This window comes from Paramesorhizobium salinisoli (genome assembly GCF_003335045.1).
Taxonomy (GTDB): domain Bacteria; phylum Pseudomonadota; class Alphaproteobacteria; order Rhizobiales; family Rhizobiaceae; genus Paramesorhizobium; species Paramesorhizobium salinisoli.
Window position 1 is genome coordinate 732,179 of the sequence record NZ_QOZG01000001.1, and the last position, 15,091, is coordinate 747,269.

Genomic DNA, 15,091 nt, shown 5'->3' on the forward strand with positions numbered 1-15,091 from the left:
GCGATGTTCCTTTAAAAATAGGCCATGTCCTCGGACCACTTTTCCGAGGCATAGATCGTGGTTTCAGTACCGGCCGCGCAGCGTGCGACGGCCATTGCGGCGGCAACTGCACCGTCGATGCGGTCGGTTGATTTGGACTTGTTGAATGCTTTGTTGTCGGCCTTGTCCGTCTCGACAGCGATGTTTGAGAAATTCCAGCGCAGGACAGGATGGCCTCCGTGCCGAAAGCGGCGGCCTACGATCGCGCGTTCCAGCTCGCGAATGGCCGGAGCCATCGTTACCCAGCCCTGCCGCATCTCCACGGCAGGTAAGCCGTCCTCGATCAAACGAGCGATCATCTTGCGGCCGTAGTGCGGATCGAACGCGATCTCGCGCACGTCGAAGCGCGCGCAAAGCTCTCTGAGCTGATCTTCGATCACACGCTCGTCGATTACATTCCCCGGCGTCGGCGTGATGAACCCCTCCTCCGCCCAGGTGGGATAGGGAACGCCATCGATGTCGGCGCGCCGCCGCAGATTGTCACCAGGACAGTAGAACCACGGGTGCACGACGAAGCCGTCATCCCCGTCATGCCAGCAGGCCACGATTACGGACAAGTCGCCCACAGTAGAAAGATCCACGCCGAGCCAGCACGGCTCGCCTTCCAGATCGAGAAGATCTACCTCGCTGGCACCTTCGTCATAGACCGACATCTCAACAAAAGGATCAGTTGAATGATCCAGCCAAACATTGAGATGAAGCTGCCGGAAAGCCTCGCGCTCGCCAGGCCGATGTTCCGCCTCGCGAGCTGCCGCGCGCAGCCCCTCGATGTCGGGGAAGCCAAGCGCCAGGCCCGGATTCACCCTGTGCCAGATTTCCTCGTCACGCCAATCGGCATCGGCCGGCGTTTCAAAGAGAATGGGCAGCATGGTCGGATCGTCGATTTCGCCGCGCGCAACCTTTCGGGCATAGTCAACAATCTCATAAGCAATGTTCTCCTGCCCGCGACCGGCTGTCGTGATGATGATCTTGATGGAGCCGGCAACCTTGCGCATGCCGGTGGAGATGACATCCCAAAGATCACGCTTCTTCCATGCGTGCAGTTCGTCGATCAAGGCAAAGACCGGCGTGCGGCCGTGGTGCGTACCGGCGTCATTGCTGATCGCTTCGAGAAACGCGCCCTTCTTCGGGTTCTGGAGCCGGTTCTTCGAATCGACCAGGCGCAGCTTCTTCACGATGTCGTCGGGGAACGAATGCACGATCCCCATGGCCTCCTCGAAGCCGATGCGCGCCTGCTTGCGGTCGGATGCGGCGAACAGGCACTCGCCCCCCGGCACGTTTTCCGGGCCGATCGTATGCAGAAGGCCGAGCGCGGCGCCGAGCGAGGTTTTGCGGTTGCCACGCGGCAGGAGGATGACGACCGTGCGGACGATTCGCCGCCCGTCCTCATGACAGGGTCCGTAGATGCGCCGTACGATGCGTTCTTGCCATTCCGGCAAGTCGAAAGCGTGACCGGGCAACCGCGATTTCGGGTGGCGCAGCATACGCAGGAATTTGACCGCCCGCTCGCCATAGCCAAGCGGATCACCGATCGGCGATCCGTCAAAGATCCAGTCCGGCATGACTGAAGATGTTGTCATCCTCTTTTTCCTTCGAAGGTTGGAATGCCGCACGGGATCGTGACGCGGGGGTGAGACCCATCTCGACCGACAGACGCAACACGACCTGCTGCGCCTTGCCGAGAAGGCTGACGGCTGGGTTTTGTTTCAGTATGCCCTTGCCAGCATCGATCAGCAGACCGTGCTTGTCGATCTGCTCCTGAGCTTGCCGCATGTTCCACAGCGCCATGATGTAGGCGTCCAGGCCGCCCCGCATCGCTTCGTTCATCAGCTTGCGCTCGACAAGATCGATAGAGACCGTGCGCCACTCCTCGGCCATCTCGGCCGGAATATGAGCAGGCACATCGAGCGCGGGAGTCTCGCTCTCCCCCTCGATGACTTTCAGGTCAGGCTTGCGGCCCTTCATGCGCCGGTCCTCGCGGTTCTAATTTCCAGTCCGCGCCGGCGGCCAATCTCCTTCACCTCTTTGATGTCGTGCATGCGTCCGTCATAGATGACGCGATCCGCAAGACCGATGCCGTCAATGAAGCGCGTGCGGAAGATGATCGCGCTCTCGCCCGACGCGCCCCATGTCCGCATGAATTCTTCCGTCGAAGCCTGGATGATCTGCGCGCGCATAGTCGCGTAGGTTGTCCAAGTGTAAATGGGGTTCCCATATCCATCGGTGACGTATGTACCTCGCTGAAGGTCGATAACCCGGTCGAGTTTTCCGGCGCGCATTAAGCCTCCTCCACAGGTGAAAAGAAGGTAACGATGCCATGGGAGTGTTCGCCCGAGGGATCGCGCAGGAAACGGGAGTTCTCGAAACCAGTGTCGAGGACGCGGAAACCGTCGAAGATACCTTCCGCCTGCCAAAGTGCGCGCCGCACCGCGCCGGCAATGGTCTTGCAGCTACGGAATCCCTCCTCCTTGGTCCAGACATGTACTGTCGAATAGACCTCGGACGAAGGGCCGCAATCTATATCATCGCCAACCGTCTGCGCCTCCCCGACCACGACGCAGGGAAAGCGCTCCGGCCGCGCATTGCGATCAAAGATCGCGTCTGCCGGCAGCAATGCCAGAAGCGATGCATTGCTTGTAAGGCGGCTATAGATCAGCCGTTGAACTGCAAGGCTTTCCTCGCTCATTTTCCTTTCCACTCCTCTTTTGCGGCTTTCGTGATCTGCCGTTTGATACGGGCAGCCAACCTCTTCCGCTTCGACCGCACGGCAGGCCAGAAGAAGGGCTGTGCGGTAGTGTCCTTTGTTCCGTATTCGACCAGGTGCGGATAGCGGGCGTCGGTATTACCCACCGTGACGACTGCCGCATTCTCAGAAACGACCTGGCTACCGCCGGGCTGGGAATAGGGCGGCGTGGTCTGTCCTCCGGGCGTCACTACAATGCTGTCGCGTAGCGCACCCGAGTCGACCGGAGCGAGATTGCGGATGGATGCCGCCAACTCCTCCGCCCCTTCGAGGGTCGCGCGGCTCGCAGCCTCGCGGATAGACTTCGGAAGGTCCAACATCCGGCGCTTCAGACGAAGCATGCGATCGCGATCACTGGCCATGTCAGAAGGTCCAGCCCCGATATTCGCGCACGATATCTTCGAGCCCGAGCGGCAGATCCTGCGCATTGACGCCGACGATAGCGGCCTCTCGATTCTCGTACCAATGGGCGGTGAGTTGGCAGACGGCTTCCACCAGAGAAGGTGGAACCGCGTCCGGTTGGAACGTCTCCTCGATCTTGTAGCCGAGCAGTCGTTCTACATGATCCTGCGCGGCCCGGATCTTCCGCTCTATCATCGCATCATCGATATCGAGCGTGACGCCGAGCTGCTGTTTGACCGTTTCGAGATCAACAATCATGGGTTTTCGTCTCCTCACGGCGCTCCTGCGCCTGTTTCGCGCCGGAGTGGCAGGGCCGGCAGAGGGGCTGCCAATTCGAGCGGTTCCAGAAGAGCCGCTGATTACCCTTGTGGGGCTGGATATGGTCGACCAGGGCAGCCGGCACGCCGCAGCGTCGGCATGCCGGGTTTGCGGCGAGGAAAGCCTTGCTTTCCCGCTCCCATTCTGCCGTGTAGCCACGCTGGCGGGCTGTTGGGCGGCGCTGGTCGTGCCGCGCCTTGCGTTCGCGCGCACGGCGCTCCTCGCAAGGGCAGGCAACGCCGGGTGCGATCCGGTGACCACAACCGCAAATACGAGGAGCGCGTGACGGCATGACGTCAATCCACCGGCCGCGATGCGGCATCGCCGAGGATAGCGACCGCCCCGGCGACGATACTCGTCCCGCCGGTCTTGGTCAGGACAAGGCGCACATAGCGCTTGTAGCCGCGATAGCCGAGTTTATAGGCGCTCGACGCCGCCAGTGTGGCCGACGCATTAGTGTCGATCACCGCGGCTGACGCATCCGTGAAGTCTCCGCTGATTGACGTGTCCGATTCCTGCACCTTCACGCCGAAATCGCCATCACCGGCAACCACGCCGGTATTCAACATGAAGGCAACCCGGTTATAGCCGAGAAGGTCGATCACGACGCCGTCGCCGGCTGCCGTCTGCACCGCCGGGGCAAGCGCCTGGACGACGCCGATATTGGAATAGAGGTCTCGCATTGCAGTAGTCTCCTATTGAGGTGAGGTGGGTCTGCAAATTTGCAGACCCGGTTTTGATGTCGTTCGATTATGAGGCGGTCATCTTCAGCTTGCGGAATTTCGCCGCCTGGAGCACGCCGCCACCGACACGACGGGTCGCATGGATACGTGTAATGCCGTCTGTCGCGAGGAGGTACGGGTTCACCAGGATCGACAAACCGACGCGATCGACGATGCGATAGCCGGACCAGTCGCCGTAGATGATCGGGAAATTGCCGTTGCCAATATCTGGCATGTCGATCATCTCGACCACCGGTCGACCGAGGATCGTCTCCGGCTCTCCGGCCTGGTAGGAGGGCTGCCAGAGATAGTTACCCTGCCCGTCCTTCAGCTTGCGGACGGCCGCGAGCGTCGTTCCGTTCATCGCCCACGAACCCGCATTCCGGTACTGCGCCGGCAGCGCGTAAAGCAGATCGATCAGCTTGTCGGCGGAGACATTGGTCGCATGGCCGTTTACCGTGTTCAGGACGTTCTGGTCGTTCATCACTCCCATCGGCTGAAGCACACCGTCGCCGTTGAGGAAGGCCGCACCTTCCTTCTGGCCGAAGTCCTCAGCCAGCGCGAGACGGAGGCCGCCCAAAACCTGACCGGCATCATGATCGACAAGCCCCTCTGTGGCTGCTCGCTGCCACAGCAGTCCGTCACAGCCGGCAATCTGGCCAAGGTGGTCATTGGCCAGGTCAGGCTGACGGGTACAGGCAACGGCAACCAGAACGTCAAGCTGAAGCCCACCCCCTCCAATGCCGGGATCAGTGTCTTCAAGGAAAGTGATCTGACCACGCCCTTGAGCCAGAACGGCGACGGCACCTATACGGTCCAGACCGACGCCAGCGGCCTGGCCACCTTCCGAGTCGGCTCGGTCTCCCATCAGCTGGTCACCCTGACCGCCTCGTGCCAGGGCTTCGAGAACACCACGCCCAACGGCGCAACCAGGCTGGCGATCACCACCATCGATAAAACCCTGTCCACGCCAACCCTGCCGCCGCTGCTCTACACTGATACTTTCCACCCGGTCCCCAGCGATGCATGGGCGTTCCCCGTCAGGATCGCCGCAAACAGGGGCGTCGGCAACAACGATACAGTCGCCGTCATCCTCAACAACAGGATCGTCTTCTACGGAACCGGCAAGCAGCTCATTGCAGGCGTCCCCATCGCCTATGCCGCCCTCAACTCCAGCGCCACCGGCAGCGTCAACACCATTGCCTATGTGGCGATGCAGGACGGCTCCTCTTCGACATATCTGTGTACCCCGGTGAAATTCTCCGCAATAGGCACGCCGCAAACCGGGCCCAATCCGCCCGTCATGCCCACGCTCGATGCGCCGACGATCATTCCCTCCACCGGTCCGATCGCACCGCAGGACATCGTGGGAGGATTGGGGATCGAGCTCCCCGCCTACGCCAACGACACGGTCACGGCCTATTTCTACCTCGCCGGCGTCGATCCCCTGACAGCCAAACCCGTCAACAACATCGTCGCGGTTTCGCAGTCCCCAACCCCCCAACCGCTCGATCAGGTCTATGCGGCGGGCTTCGGACAGCCGGGCACCCTCCAGGCCGATTACGAGGCTCAGGGCGGCACCCTCCAATGGTCCCATGCAGCGGGGCCCATAACCCTGAATACCACATTCAAAATCACCTCCTGAAACAGAGAAGGGAACGGAACAATGAACATCGAAGATAGCGCTTACATCATCACAAGCCTCGTATATGACGTCAATATTTGCGACCCTGGGGGGATCACCAGCGGCAACCACATTACGCTCACAGCAACGGTACGCGATAAAACAAACGCCCTACCGACTTCCCCGCAGACGGTTTACTGGGATTGTTCTCGGAGTGCCGTTCTATTTTCCGCAGACGGCTCTACCATGACATCAACGTCCCAGACAGATCCAAATACAGGTGAAGCAACTATCTATGTGAGCTGCTCCAAAAATGCGATTGCCCTGGTAGAAGCAAGCATGACATCCAATATGGGCAACCCCAAAACAACATTTATAGCTTTCGTTTCGCCTCAGCCAGATGCGAAACCTTCAAGCAACTCCAAAGGCTTGGTTCCTCCGACTGGCCCATCTTTAATCGCGCCTCCAAATAGTTATGCAGATGACGGAAATAACTATTTATATACTTTTGACATGACCCCTAATACGAAACTGGACAACAACGGTTGGGTTGCAGGATTTGTGGCTCAGATCGATTCGTATAATGTCGTATTGGAAAAAGTCCTGCTGTTTCCATCCAATGAACTCTTGAGTGGTCAAGGAGGTCCATATACCTGGGGTTCATTGCTAACCAACCAGTTTGCGGTCCCATATCAAGCCATGCTAACCGCTGGCACCGATTCCTCTAGCAATGGGATCGTGAACATCCCGAATGCCGTGCAATACCTGTACCAGGAAGATCCCAACTCCGACGCATACCTGTCGCCATGGTTCCAGTTTGCCTTGACAGGCACACCTTGGGTCCAGCCGAATCCCAACTGGCCACCAAACTCCAAATATCTGGCGGCCAAAGTTTGGAATCCTTTGCGAGAAATAGAAGAATCCGGTGAAACTACCATCACCAATGACTATTTCTCGTGGGACTCAACGAATAAGGCGTACTGGATCACGTTCCATATACATACAGATTCTCTAAACGTCGGAGACAAAGTCCATCCATACTTTTTCGCTAACGGCTTTATTATCGACACTGACACGAGAGTGTCCCTCTGGGGTCCCAACTTCCCCGCCGGCGGATACACGGTAACTGCAACAAACGGGGTCAACGACGTAATAAAAGTAGATATACCTGCAAATCCGTTGGTGACCATTGCCTCCGGCAGCGGCAATAATTATGGGCAGCTGGACTTCATTTACTTTGTCAATCAAACAAGTTGGTCGTCGAAATTCAAGGCTCCCACACAATTCGATCCTGACAACCTCGATCCTCCGAAAGAGGCATTGCTGGCAGCCAAATGATCCAACCGGTTGGCGGCATTCGACCGTTCGCCAGACAGAATGTTCGGGCGCCCTTCACATCGGGCGCGGGCGGGAGCGATAGCTTCCGCCCTCACCGGAATTCGCAAAGGCTTCTCATGAAGCCTGGCGCCATTTGTGCACTGGCGGAGAACGCATCAGCATTGTCCCTCCGACCGATCCCGACAAGCGGCGGGCATGAATATCCATTCGTGACCGGGTAGCGCATGACAACCGCCATGTTAAGGAATGAAACAATGAATGCCGAAGATAGCCCTTATAAGATCGCGATCCTCGCATATGACCTCAATATTTGCGATATCGGAGACATTGACAGCGGCAACCGGATCAAACTCACGGCAACGGTGCGCGATAACCAAAACAACCCACCGGCTACCCCGCAGACGGTTTACTGGAGTTGCCCTCGGGATACCGTTCTATTTTCCAGGGACGGCACCACCACCACATCGACATCCCAGACAGATCCCCAAACGGGAGAGGCAACAATCTATGTCAGTTCCCTGAAGGTTGCGCTCGCCCTGGTATCAGCAAGCCTCAACCCCAATGGGGCGCTTCCCTTCAATATACAGATAGTTTTCTGTACCATCGCCCCCAATCTCAATTCCTCATTTGCTTCTCCCACCGGCATCAGCGTCATTTCAATACCTACGGTGGATCAAGATGACTCCTACAGTTTTGCCTATAATTTCGCGGTTCTTCCTCAACCCACCGCGAACGATACCGCCTGGGTTGCCGGGTGGACAGCGCAGATCGACCCTCGAAGCAATATCGTACTAGAAAAAACCTTGCTCTTCCCGGCCAGCGGGCAAAACAACCCCTATAGTTGGGGCGCCTTACAGAGCAACGGTCTTAGCGTTCCATATCAAATCATGGATTCGAATGACGGGCTAAGGAACGTCGTGCAATACCTTTACCAGGAGGATGCTGCCTCTGACGCTATAATATCGACGTGGTTTCCTTTTGCGGCATCAGGCACTGCCTGGGCGCAGCCGGATCCCTATAGGGTCGTAAATCGCAATTATCAGCCGCCCGTCATTTGGAATCCAAACACAGAACAAGAAGAGCCAAACCCCACCATCATCAACAATACTTACTTCTGGTGGGATAAAAAAAATCAAATGTATTGGCTCATATTCCACATACATACGGACCACTTGGCGCCAGGAGATAAAATACATCCTTATATATACTGCAATGGTTTCAAATACAGCACAGATCAGAGAGTTTCTTTCTACGCTGATCTTGGGGAATATACCGTAACGGCTGATAAAAACGGAATTAACGAAATAATCGCTGCAATGATACCGGAAAACTCATTAATTACAGCAGCCTATGGCAGCGACAATCAGTATGGGCAGATTGACGTCGCTTACTTCGCCAATCAGATAGATTGGTCGCCTAAATTTTCCTGTGCCACACAATTCGATCCTGAGGACCTCGATCCTCCTGAAGAGACCTCGCCGGCAGCCAGATGATCCAATCGGCTGGTGACATTCGAAGGTCAACCGGTCCAAAAAGGAACAAAGCCATGAATGCCGATGATAACACTTATAACATCACACGCGTCATATATGACGTCAATATTTGCGACCTTTCGATCGGTGCCGCTCCCCTTGATAACGGCAACCGAATCCAACTCACGGCAACGGTACGCGATAACCAAAACAACCCACCGGCTACCCCGCAGACAGTCTACTGGAGTTGCCCCCGAAGCGTGGTTCAATTTTCCGACAAGACCGGCACCATCACGTCGACGTCACAAACGGATTCCGAAACGGGCGAGGCAACAATCTATGTCAGTTCTCCGAAGGTTGCGCTCGCCCTGGTATCAGCAAGCCTCAACCCCAATGGGACGCTTCCCTTCAATATACAGGTAGTTTTCTGTACCATTGCTCCTAATCTCGAATCCTCCTTTGGTCCACCCGCCGGTGCGAGCTTGATTCAGCTACCTTCGGTGCACCAGGATCATATGGATAATTTTTCCTATAAATTCGTGATTTCTCCCAAACCCGCAGCAAAGAATTCCGCTGCGGTTGCCGGATGGACAGCGCAGATCGACCAGCACGGTGCTGTTTTGGAAAAAACCTTGCTGTTCCCCGTAGGCGGGCAAAACAACCGTTACACTTGGGGTGCCTTGCAGCGCAACGGCCTCAATGTGCCCTATCAAGACATGAATTTGACGGATGGCCTAACAAACGTGGTACAATACCTTTATCAGGATGGCTCCCAAAACTCTGCAACGGTATCGAAATGGTTTTCCTATGGGGCAGAAGGTCTAATCTGGGCCCAGCCAGATCCTCATAGGGTCATTAATCCCAAATACCCCCCGCCCGTCGTTTGGAATCCAAATAGAAATCGGGAAGAAAACGGGTCCTACACCATCACAAATGATTATTTTTGGTGGAACGAAAGGCATAAAACGTACTGGCTCACATTTAGGATTCATACAGATACTTTAAATGCAGGAGATATATTATATCTTTTCATATACTCTAACGGGTTTATAGTTGATACAACTGAGAGGATTTCCTATTATACGCGCCTCAGCCAGCATACTGTAACGACTGACGCAAGCGGCGCCAACGAAATAGTAGCCGTGATGATACCGGCAAATCCGTTGGTCACCATTGCCTCCGGCATTGGCAATAATTATGGGCAACTAGACTTAGTTTACTTTGTTAATCAAATAGATTGGTCGACTAAATTTCAGGCTCCCACACAATTTGACCCTGATAATCTCGAGCCTCCGAAAGAAGCATTTGCCGGCAGCCAAATGAGCCATCCGGCTGGAGGCATTCGGCCGCCTGCCAGCCAAAATGTTCAGATCGCCCCTACGACTGGAATCCGACAAGCGTGAATATGTATTCGTGAACGGAAAACCGACTACAACCGCCATGGAAGGACCACAGCGATGAATGTAGAAAACAGTCCGTATAGGATAGCAAACCTCGTATATGCCGACAATATTGGCAGCACTGGAGACATCGGTAGCGGCAACCGGATCGAGCTCACAGCCACGATACGCGATAGCCAGAACGCCCTGCCGACTATCCCGCAGACGGTCTACTGGAATTGCCCTCGGGCTGCCGTTCAATTTTCCGACAAGGCTGGCACCATTATATCGACATCCGAGACGGATCTTCAAACGGGCGAAGCAACAATCTATGTCAACTCTGTCAGGCCTGCGATCGCCATGATTACAGCAAGCCTGAATCAAAATGGGGTGAACCCCTACGATGTGCAGATAGTTTTCGTTTCACCTCAGCCAGATCCCATACCTTCGAGCAACTCAAAACAGGTTCAAGCTCCTGACGGATCTACTGAAATCCAGTCTCCAGCCTCATACATCGACGATGATAATAATTATGCTTACGTCTTCAAGTTAAACCCAAATAATCACCTTGACGATACCGGTTTAGTTGCTGGACTGTCGGCGCAGATCGACCCCGATAGTAATATTGTACAGGCAAAAACCCTACTGTTCCCGGTAAGTGGGCTAAACAACCCACGCACCTGGAGCGATTTGCAGGGTAATGGCCTCAATGTGCCCTATCAAATCATGAAACCGACCAATGACGCGGCAAATGCCGTGCAATACCTGTATCAGGAGAATCCTGCATCTGACGCATATCTATCGCCATGGACATCGTTTTCATTGACAGGCGCACCTTGGGTCCAACCGGATCCCGAGCGGATAACAAACACTAGTTATCTGCCACCCATCCTTTGGGATCCTGACACCGGAATGGAAGTTACTCAGTCAGAAGTAATCACCAATGATTACTTCTGGTGGGACACAGCCGAAAAAGCGTATGGGCTCATATTCCAGATACATACGGGCCCTTTGGCGCCGGGAGATAAAATTTATCCGTACATTTATGCCAACGGCTTCACGATCAACACAGATCAAAGAATCTCTTACTATACTTGCTTTGGAGAATACGTCGTAACGGATAGCGATATTACCAACAAAGTAATAACAGTAACGATACCAGCTGATCCACTGGTCAATATAGCTGCGGGCGCAGACAACCAATATGGGCAAATAGACGTCATTTACTTTGTCAATCAAAAGGAATGGTCGCCAAAATTTATGGCTCCCACGCAATTCGATCCTGGTGATCTCGATCCACCATCGCAAAAGGCACCGTCGATGGTCGAATGAAGTCCGCCAACCGGATCATTCGGGCCGCAACGTCAATTTGGAGACGATAACTTTGCTTCTCGCCTGCAACGCCTCACTCTGAAGCCTTGCACCCCAGCAATGCCGGAGCGTGATCTCCACATTGCCCCTGCTCCGACCGGAGCGCCCGACAAGCCGTGGCAGAATCAAATATAACATCCAGAGAGAGAGGCGATGATTACGCATTTTTCGAGTACTCTACAGGTCCATGAAAGGAGCATGCGAAATGATAGACGAAAATGCTGAGTACAGGATTACAAGCCTCGTATATGATACTGATATTTGCGATCAAACCGACGCTGAATATACTGGCAATATCCCGCCGGGCCAGATGGATAAACGCGTTGAGTTGACGGCAGCTGTATTGGATGACCAAAACAATCCGCCGACTACCCCGCAGACAGTTTACTGGAGCTGCCCCAGAAGCGTGGTTCAATTTTCCGACAAGACCGGCACCATCACATCGACATCTATAACGGATGCGGAAGCCGGCGGCGCAACAATCTATGCCAGTTGCTCCAAACCTGCGCTCGCAATGATATCAGCAAGCCTGATCCCGGATGGTGATTTAAGCGAACAATTTTTTATGCGGGTGGTTTTCTGTAATATTACTTTGAATTCCGACTCTCCATTCGCCGCACCCAAAGGGGGCAGCCTCATTCAAATACCACTAGTGTACCATGATAATACAGACAGCTATTATTATAATTTTCGCGTAATTGACAATACTATAGGCAAGGTTACCGGTTTGGTTGCCGGATGGACGGCCCAAATAGACCGGTACGGTATTCCCTTAGAAAAAACCTTACTGTTTCCCTTAAATCATCTCAGCGGCAGTTTGGGACCACCGCCAGTTTACTGGCCAGATCTGTATACCCGAGGCATCGATGTACCATACCAAGTTATGAACTCGGATAGCAGTTCATATGATGCCATTGTTCAAAATGAGAAGACGCAAGCCTCAGCGGGCCAAAATGTTGTACAATACCTTTATCAGGATGGAGTCGAGAGCCCCGCGACAGTATCTACATGGTTTCCTTATGAAGCAACAGGCGTCGCCTGGGCCCAACCGGACCCCAATAAGTTAGAAAATCCTTCCTATCTAATACCCATCCTTTGGAATCCAAATACAAAACAAGAAGAAGATAAACCAACCGTCATTACTAATGATTACTTTTGGTGGGACGAAACCCATAAAGCATATTGGCTCATATTCAAAATACATACCGACGCACTGAATCAGAACGATAAAGTTTTTCCATATCTTTATGCCAATGGTTTTGTAAGCGACACGGACCAAAGGGTTTCTTATAGCCATAATATTGGCGAACATATCGTGACAAAAGATATCAACGGAAATAATTCGGAGATAACTTTAATGATACCATCTACGCCGTTAGTAAATATTGCAAAGGGGAGCGGTAACAATTATGGCAGCCTTGAGATTGACTATCTAGTTAATGAATTTTACTGGTCACACGTGTTTTCTGCGCCGACAGACTTCGATCCTGATGACCTCGAGCCGCCTTCGAGAGAGGCATCGTCTACGGCCAAGTGATTTTACCTACACGGCGAAGAAACACTACGCACATGCGGATGGCGGGTGTGTGGTGATTGACCGCGACCAGCCGGTTCTTTACGAACCGGAGGCTTTATTGCTCTTGGCGGTCGGGCTTTTTTGCCTGAAACTACCCGCGGCCAGTGCGGTCAAGATCACGATCGATTTGCCCGCATGGTACCGAACCGCGACCACATATCCATGCATGGCGCCTTCGCCTAATGCCCCTCGCCGGTTGGGTTGCGATTTTTTGCTTCCTACCTCGCGATATCTACCCGAATGGGGTTCGTGGAACGGCTGGTCGCTTTTCCTGCGGTCAGCGCCGAGAGCAATCTGGACCTGATCGATTTTGTCCAGCAGTATTTGATCGAAGCCGGTTTCCAGACCCATCGCATGCCTGATCCCTCCGGGCGAAAGGCGAGGCTGATGGTGCGCCGCGGGCTTGACGACCAGGCGGCATCATGCTGTCGGCCCATAACGATGTCGTGCCGGTCGAGGGGCAGAACTGGACACGGCGCCGTTCCAGCTGACGCGCGACGGAGAGAGACTCTACGGCCGGGGCACCACGGATATGAAAGGCTATCTCGCGTCGATGTTGTCGCTGGCCGTGCGCGCAACGAATGCGCCGCCTTTGATGCTAGTCGCGCCGAGCGGTTTCGGTCCAGGCCATTTGATCCTCCGTGGTCTTTGCAAACAACAGAGAATCATAACAGGCTGAAATCGCTCAACTTAATTGTCGGTTAGGCTCTTAATCATTCAAACCAAAATTCTCAGCGAAATCTTCCAGATATTTCTTGCGGGTTCCATTTCCTTCCTTGCTCGCTATACGCGTAAGTATGGCGATAAATTCTGAAATGGATTGTTCATCAAGCCCCTGCAATTCAGCACCAATAAACTCCATTAATTTTAAAGAAAAATCACTATTTATTGCCTGTTCGTCAGCATATTCCATCTGAAACAGAAGTTCCGCAATACAAGCAGTTAATGTCTCAACAAGATGATTTTTCATTCTGGCACCACCTTCACAGTTATATTTGTCACGCCCAGTTCACTAAACTTTTTTTTTAGCCCGATTCGCTTGGGACTGATTGGGGACCTCCCATCGACCCGATAGACCATTTTGTCGAAGCGCTTCAGACTGTCTCAGAACTTGATCCTTAGCTTTCTGCGTTGTGACAACAGATATTTTTCTATCAGTCAGGATATCCCCGTCTACGCCATCAAAACGAACATTTGTCTTTTGTCCGTCAGGAGTCGTTCGCGTCAAAGTTGGTGCTTGCCCTTTCTGCGTTTCAACATTTGAACGAGATCCAATTGCACCGTCATCGTAGAGTCTAGCTCTGGGCCTCATACCTGATTGGCATACAGTCGCTGTGCCACCGCTTCATCGAGGCCAAGCTCCTGCAGTTCAAACACCGTCATATACTCAACCCGCGAATTCTGGTTGAGGTCGCCCAGAAGGTCTTGCACACACGTCACTGACCGGCAGGCGTCGAGCTTGTTCTCCTGTGCGAAGTCGAGATCGCTGTAAGTTTTCGAAACCGTCGCCTTACAGGCAGCGACATCAGCTGTCGTTGCGCAGTCGCTCAGCGCCTGTTTGAGCTCATCAAGCTGTTTGTGCGTCAGGAAGTTATGCTGATACGCATTCCCTGCATACGCCGCGCCGGTTCCGCCCGCGATGCCGCCGACGCCGGCAAGGATGCCGCTGGTGACGGTGTTAATCATCATTTCGGCGGCGGAGCCGGTGAGGCCGGGCTGCTTGACGAAGTCTTCGACCAGTTCTCGCACTTTTGGCGCAAGCAGCGCCGAGGTAGCTCCGCCCAGCGCACCGGCCAGCGCGCCCTGCCAGTCGGTGACGCCGCCGAGAAGTCCGCTTGCGATGGCATGCAGCGCCGCGCGGCCGGGACCGCCTTCTTTCCAAAATTCGTATTCCGCCTTTCCGTCCGCACGGATTTCGGTATCTGCCGCTTCAATGATTTGGATATGACGGCGGTCGCCAGTCCCTCGATCACCAGCGTCAAGACCTTGCGAGGAGATATTGTAGGAACCGGATCGAGCCGCAAGTGGTCCCGCATTGTAGATAACAAAAAAGCCCCTGGCTGGAAGAGCCAAGGGCTTGGTTGAACATTGAAAGTGTCATTAATTT

18 protein-coding genes are annotated in these 15,091 nt (G+C 54.2%); 6 read left to right on the top strand and 12 right to left on the bottom strand.

Translation table 11 applies throughout. The annotated features are described in order from the left end of the window. Window positions 1-11: 11 nt before the first annotated feature. From DUT91_RS03490 to DUT91_RS27255, 9 genes are all read right to left on the bottom strand, one after another. Complete coding sequence (locus DUT91_RS03490; protein ID WP_114438926.1) at window positions 12-1,619, bottom strand: terminase large subunit; 1,608 nt, start codon at window positions 1,617-1,619, stop codon at window positions 12-14. After that, complete coding sequence (locus DUT91_RS03495; protein ID WP_114438927.1) at window positions 1,582-2,004, bottom strand: phage terminase small subunit P27 family; 423 nt, start codon at window positions 2,002-2,004, stop codon at window positions 1,582-1,584. The genes DUT91_RS03490 and DUT91_RS03495 overlap by 38 nt, the downstream gene beginning before the upstream one ends. Continuing rightward, window positions 2,001-2,318 carry a phage head closure protein gene (locus tag DUT91_RS03500; RefSeq protein WP_114438928.1) on the bottom strand — a complete coding sequence of 106 codons (318 nt, stop codon included), beginning with the start codon at window positions 2,316-2,318 and terminating at the stop codon, window positions 2,001-2,003. The genes DUT91_RS03495 and DUT91_RS03500 overlap by 4 nt, the downstream gene beginning before the upstream one ends. Then, window positions 2,318-2,725 (bottom strand): DUF3168 domain-containing protein, encoded by a 408-nt coding sequence (locus DUT91_RS03505; protein WP_114438929.1) that lies wholly within the window; start codon window positions 2,723-2,725, stop codon window positions 2,318-2,320. The genes DUT91_RS03500 and DUT91_RS03505 overlap by 1 nt, the downstream gene beginning before the upstream one ends. Continuing rightward, complete coding sequence (locus DUT91_RS03510) at window positions 2,722-3,144, bottom strand: HK97-gp10 family putative phage morphogenesis protein (protein WP_114438930.1); 423 nt, start codon at window positions 3,142-3,144, stop codon at window positions 2,722-2,724. The genes DUT91_RS03505 and DUT91_RS03510 overlap by 4 nt, the downstream gene beginning before the upstream one ends. Window position 3,145: 1 nt before the next feature. Further along, window positions 3,146-3,442 carry a head-tail connector protein gene (locus tag DUT91_RS03515; RefSeq protein WP_114438931.1) on the bottom strand — a complete coding sequence of 99 codons (297 nt, stop codon included), beginning with the start codon at window positions 3,440-3,442 and terminating at the stop codon, window positions 3,146-3,148. Then, window positions 3,432-3,824, bottom strand: coding sequence for an HNH endonuclease signature motif containing protein (locus tag DUT91_RS03520; RefSeq protein WP_342634437.1), 393 nt, complete (start codon window positions 3,822-3,824; stop codon window positions 3,432-3,434). The genes DUT91_RS03515 and DUT91_RS03520 overlap by 11 nt, the downstream gene beginning before the upstream one ends. Beyond that, window positions 3,799-4,185 (bottom strand): hypothetical protein, encoded by a 387-nt coding sequence (locus DUT91_RS03525; RefSeq protein WP_114438932.1) that lies wholly within the window; start codon window positions 4,183-4,185, stop codon window positions 3,799-3,801. Before DUT91_RS03525 ends, DUT91_RS03520 begins: the two co-directional genes overlap by 26 nt. Window positions 4,186-4,252: 67 nt before the next feature. Beyond that, complete coding sequence (locus tag DUT91_RS27255) at window positions 4,253-5,821, bottom strand: phage major capsid protein (protein ID WP_342634438.1); 1,569 nt, start codon at window positions 5,819-5,821, stop codon at window positions 4,253-4,255. Between the two features lie 69 nt (window positions 5,822-5,890). On the opposite strand from DUT91_RS27255, the gene DUT91_RS25470 reads away from it, so the two are divergent. The 5 genes from DUT91_RS25470 to DUT91_RS03560 all read left to right on the top strand — a co-directional run bounded on the left by DUT91_RS25470 (window position 5,891) and on the right by DUT91_RS03560 (window position 12,945). Continuing rightward, the gene (locus DUT91_RS25470) at window positions 5,891-7,186 is read left to right on the top strand and encodes a hypothetical protein (RefSeq protein ID WP_147272150.1); all 1,296 of its coding nucleotides are present in this window, start codon (window positions 5,891-5,893) and stop codon (window positions 7,184-7,186) included. A 254-nt stretch (window positions 7,187-7,440) separates the two neighbouring features. Next, window positions 7,441-8,679, top strand: a complete 1,239-nt coding sequence (locus tag DUT91_RS03545) for a hypothetical protein (protein ID WP_147272151.1) — start codon at window positions 7,441-7,443, stop codon at window positions 8,677-8,679. 53 nt (window positions 8,680-8,732) lie between these two features. Continuing rightward, complete coding sequence (locus DUT91_RS03550; protein WP_114438937.1) at window positions 8,733-10,061, top strand: Ig-like domain-containing protein; 1,329 nt, start codon at window positions 8,733-8,735, stop codon at window positions 10,059-10,061. Window positions 10,062-10,115: 54 nt separating this feature from the next. Then, complete coding sequence (locus DUT91_RS03555; RefSeq protein ID WP_114438938.1) at window positions 10,116-11,369, top strand: hypothetical protein; 1,254 nt, start codon at window positions 10,116-10,118, stop codon at window positions 11,367-11,369. 244 nt (window positions 11,370-11,613) lie between these two features. After that, window positions 11,614-12,945 (top strand): hypothetical protein, encoded by a 1,332-nt coding sequence (locus DUT91_RS03560; protein WP_114438939.1) that lies wholly within the window; start codon window positions 11,614-11,616, stop codon window positions 12,943-12,945. A 78-nt stretch (window positions 12,946-13,023) separates the two neighbouring features. Here the strand turns inward: DUT91_RS03560 and DUT91_RS03565 are convergent, their stop codons facing one another. Continuing rightward, the gene (locus DUT91_RS03565) at window positions 13,024-13,335 is read right to left on the bottom strand and encodes a hypothetical protein (RefSeq protein ID WP_114438940.1); all 312 of its coding nucleotides are present in this window, start codon (window positions 13,333-13,335) and stop codon (window positions 13,024-13,026) included. A 136-nt stretch (window positions 13,336-13,471) separates the two neighbouring features. On the opposite strand from DUT91_RS03565, the gene DUT91_RS03570 reads away from it, so the two are divergent. Next, the gene (locus tag DUT91_RS03570; protein WP_245419512.1) at window positions 13,472-13,663 is read left to right on the top strand and encodes a hypothetical protein; all 192 of its coding nucleotides are present in this window, start codon (window positions 13,472-13,474) and stop codon (window positions 13,661-13,663) included. Between the two features lie 30 nt (window positions 13,664-13,693). On the opposite strand, the gene DUT91_RS25475 is transcribed toward DUT91_RS03570, so the two are convergent. Both DUT91_RS25475 and DUT91_RS03575 read right to left on the bottom strand, forming a co-directional pair. Continuing rightward, window positions 13,694-13,954: a hypothetical protein gene (locus DUT91_RS25475; protein ID WP_147272152.1), complete on the bottom strand. Its 261-nt coding sequence runs from the start codon at window positions 13,952-13,954 to the stop codon at window positions 13,694-13,696. A gap of 338 nt (window positions 13,955-14,292) precedes the next feature. Next, window positions 14,293-15,057 (bottom strand): hypothetical protein, encoded by a 765-nt coding sequence (locus tag DUT91_RS03575; protein WP_114438941.1) that lies wholly within the window; start codon window positions 15,055-15,057, stop codon window positions 14,293-14,295. Between the last annotated feature and the right edge of the window lie 34 nt (window positions 15,058-15,091).

Coding starts and splice junctions, on each gene's coding strand:
- DUT91_RS03490 (WP_114438926.1), bottom strand. CDS start 1,619: ATGACAACATCTTCAGTCATGCCGGACTGGATCTTTGACGGATCGCCG.
- DUT91_RS03495 (WP_114438927.1), bottom strand. CDS start 2,004: ATGAAGGGCCGCAAGCCTGACCTGAAAGTCATCGAGGGGGAGAGCGAG.
- DUT91_RS03500 (WP_114438928.1), bottom strand. CDS start 2,318: ATGCGCGCCGGAAAACTCGACCGGGTTATCGACCTTCAGCGAGGTACA.
- DUT91_RS03505 (WP_114438929.1), bottom strand. CDS start 2,725: ATGAGCGAGGAAAGCCTTGCAGTTCAACGGCTGATCTATAGCCGCCTT.
- DUT91_RS03510 (WP_114438930.1), bottom strand. CDS start 3,144: ATGGCCAGTGATCGCGATCGCATGCTTCGTCTGAAGCGCCGGATGTTG.
- DUT91_RS03515 (WP_114438931.1), bottom strand. CDS start 3,442: ATGATTGTTGATCTCGAAACGGTCAAACAGCAGCTCGGCGTCACGCTC.
- DUT91_RS03520 (WP_342634437.1), bottom strand. CDS start 3,824: ATGCCGCATCGCGGCCGGTGGATTGACGTCATGCCGTCACGCGCTCCT.
- DUT91_RS03525 (WP_114438932.1), bottom strand. CDS start 4,185: ATGCGAGACCTCTATTCCAATATCGGCGTCGTCCAGGCGCTTGCCCCG.
- DUT91_RS27255 (WP_342634438.1), bottom strand. CDS start 5,821: ATGGGACCATTGGAGGGTGCCGCCCTGAGCCTCGTAATCGGCCTGGAG.
- DUT91_RS25470 (WP_147272150.1), top strand. CDS start 5,891: ATGAACATCGAAGATAGCGCTTACATCATCACAAGCCTCGTATATGAC.
- DUT91_RS03545 (WP_147272151.1), top strand. CDS start 7,441: ATGAATGCCGAAGATAGCCCTTATAAGATCGCGATCCTCGCATATGAC.
- DUT91_RS03550 (WP_114438937.1), top strand. CDS start 8,733: ATGAATGCCGATGATAACACTTATAACATCACACGCGTCATATATGAC.
- DUT91_RS03555 (WP_114438938.1), top strand. CDS start 10,116: ATGAATGTAGAAAACAGTCCGTATAGGATAGCAAACCTCGTATATGCC.
- DUT91_RS03560 (WP_114438939.1), top strand. CDS start 11,614: ATGATAGACGAAAATGCTGAGTACAGGATTACAAGCCTCGTATATGAT.
- DUT91_RS03565 (WP_114438940.1), bottom strand. CDS start 13,335: ATGGGTCTGGAAACCGGCTTCGATCAAATACTGCTGGACAAAATCGAT.
- DUT91_RS25475 (WP_147272152.1), bottom strand. CDS start 13,954: ATGAAAAATCATCTTGTTGAGACATTAACTGCTTGTATTGCGGAACTT.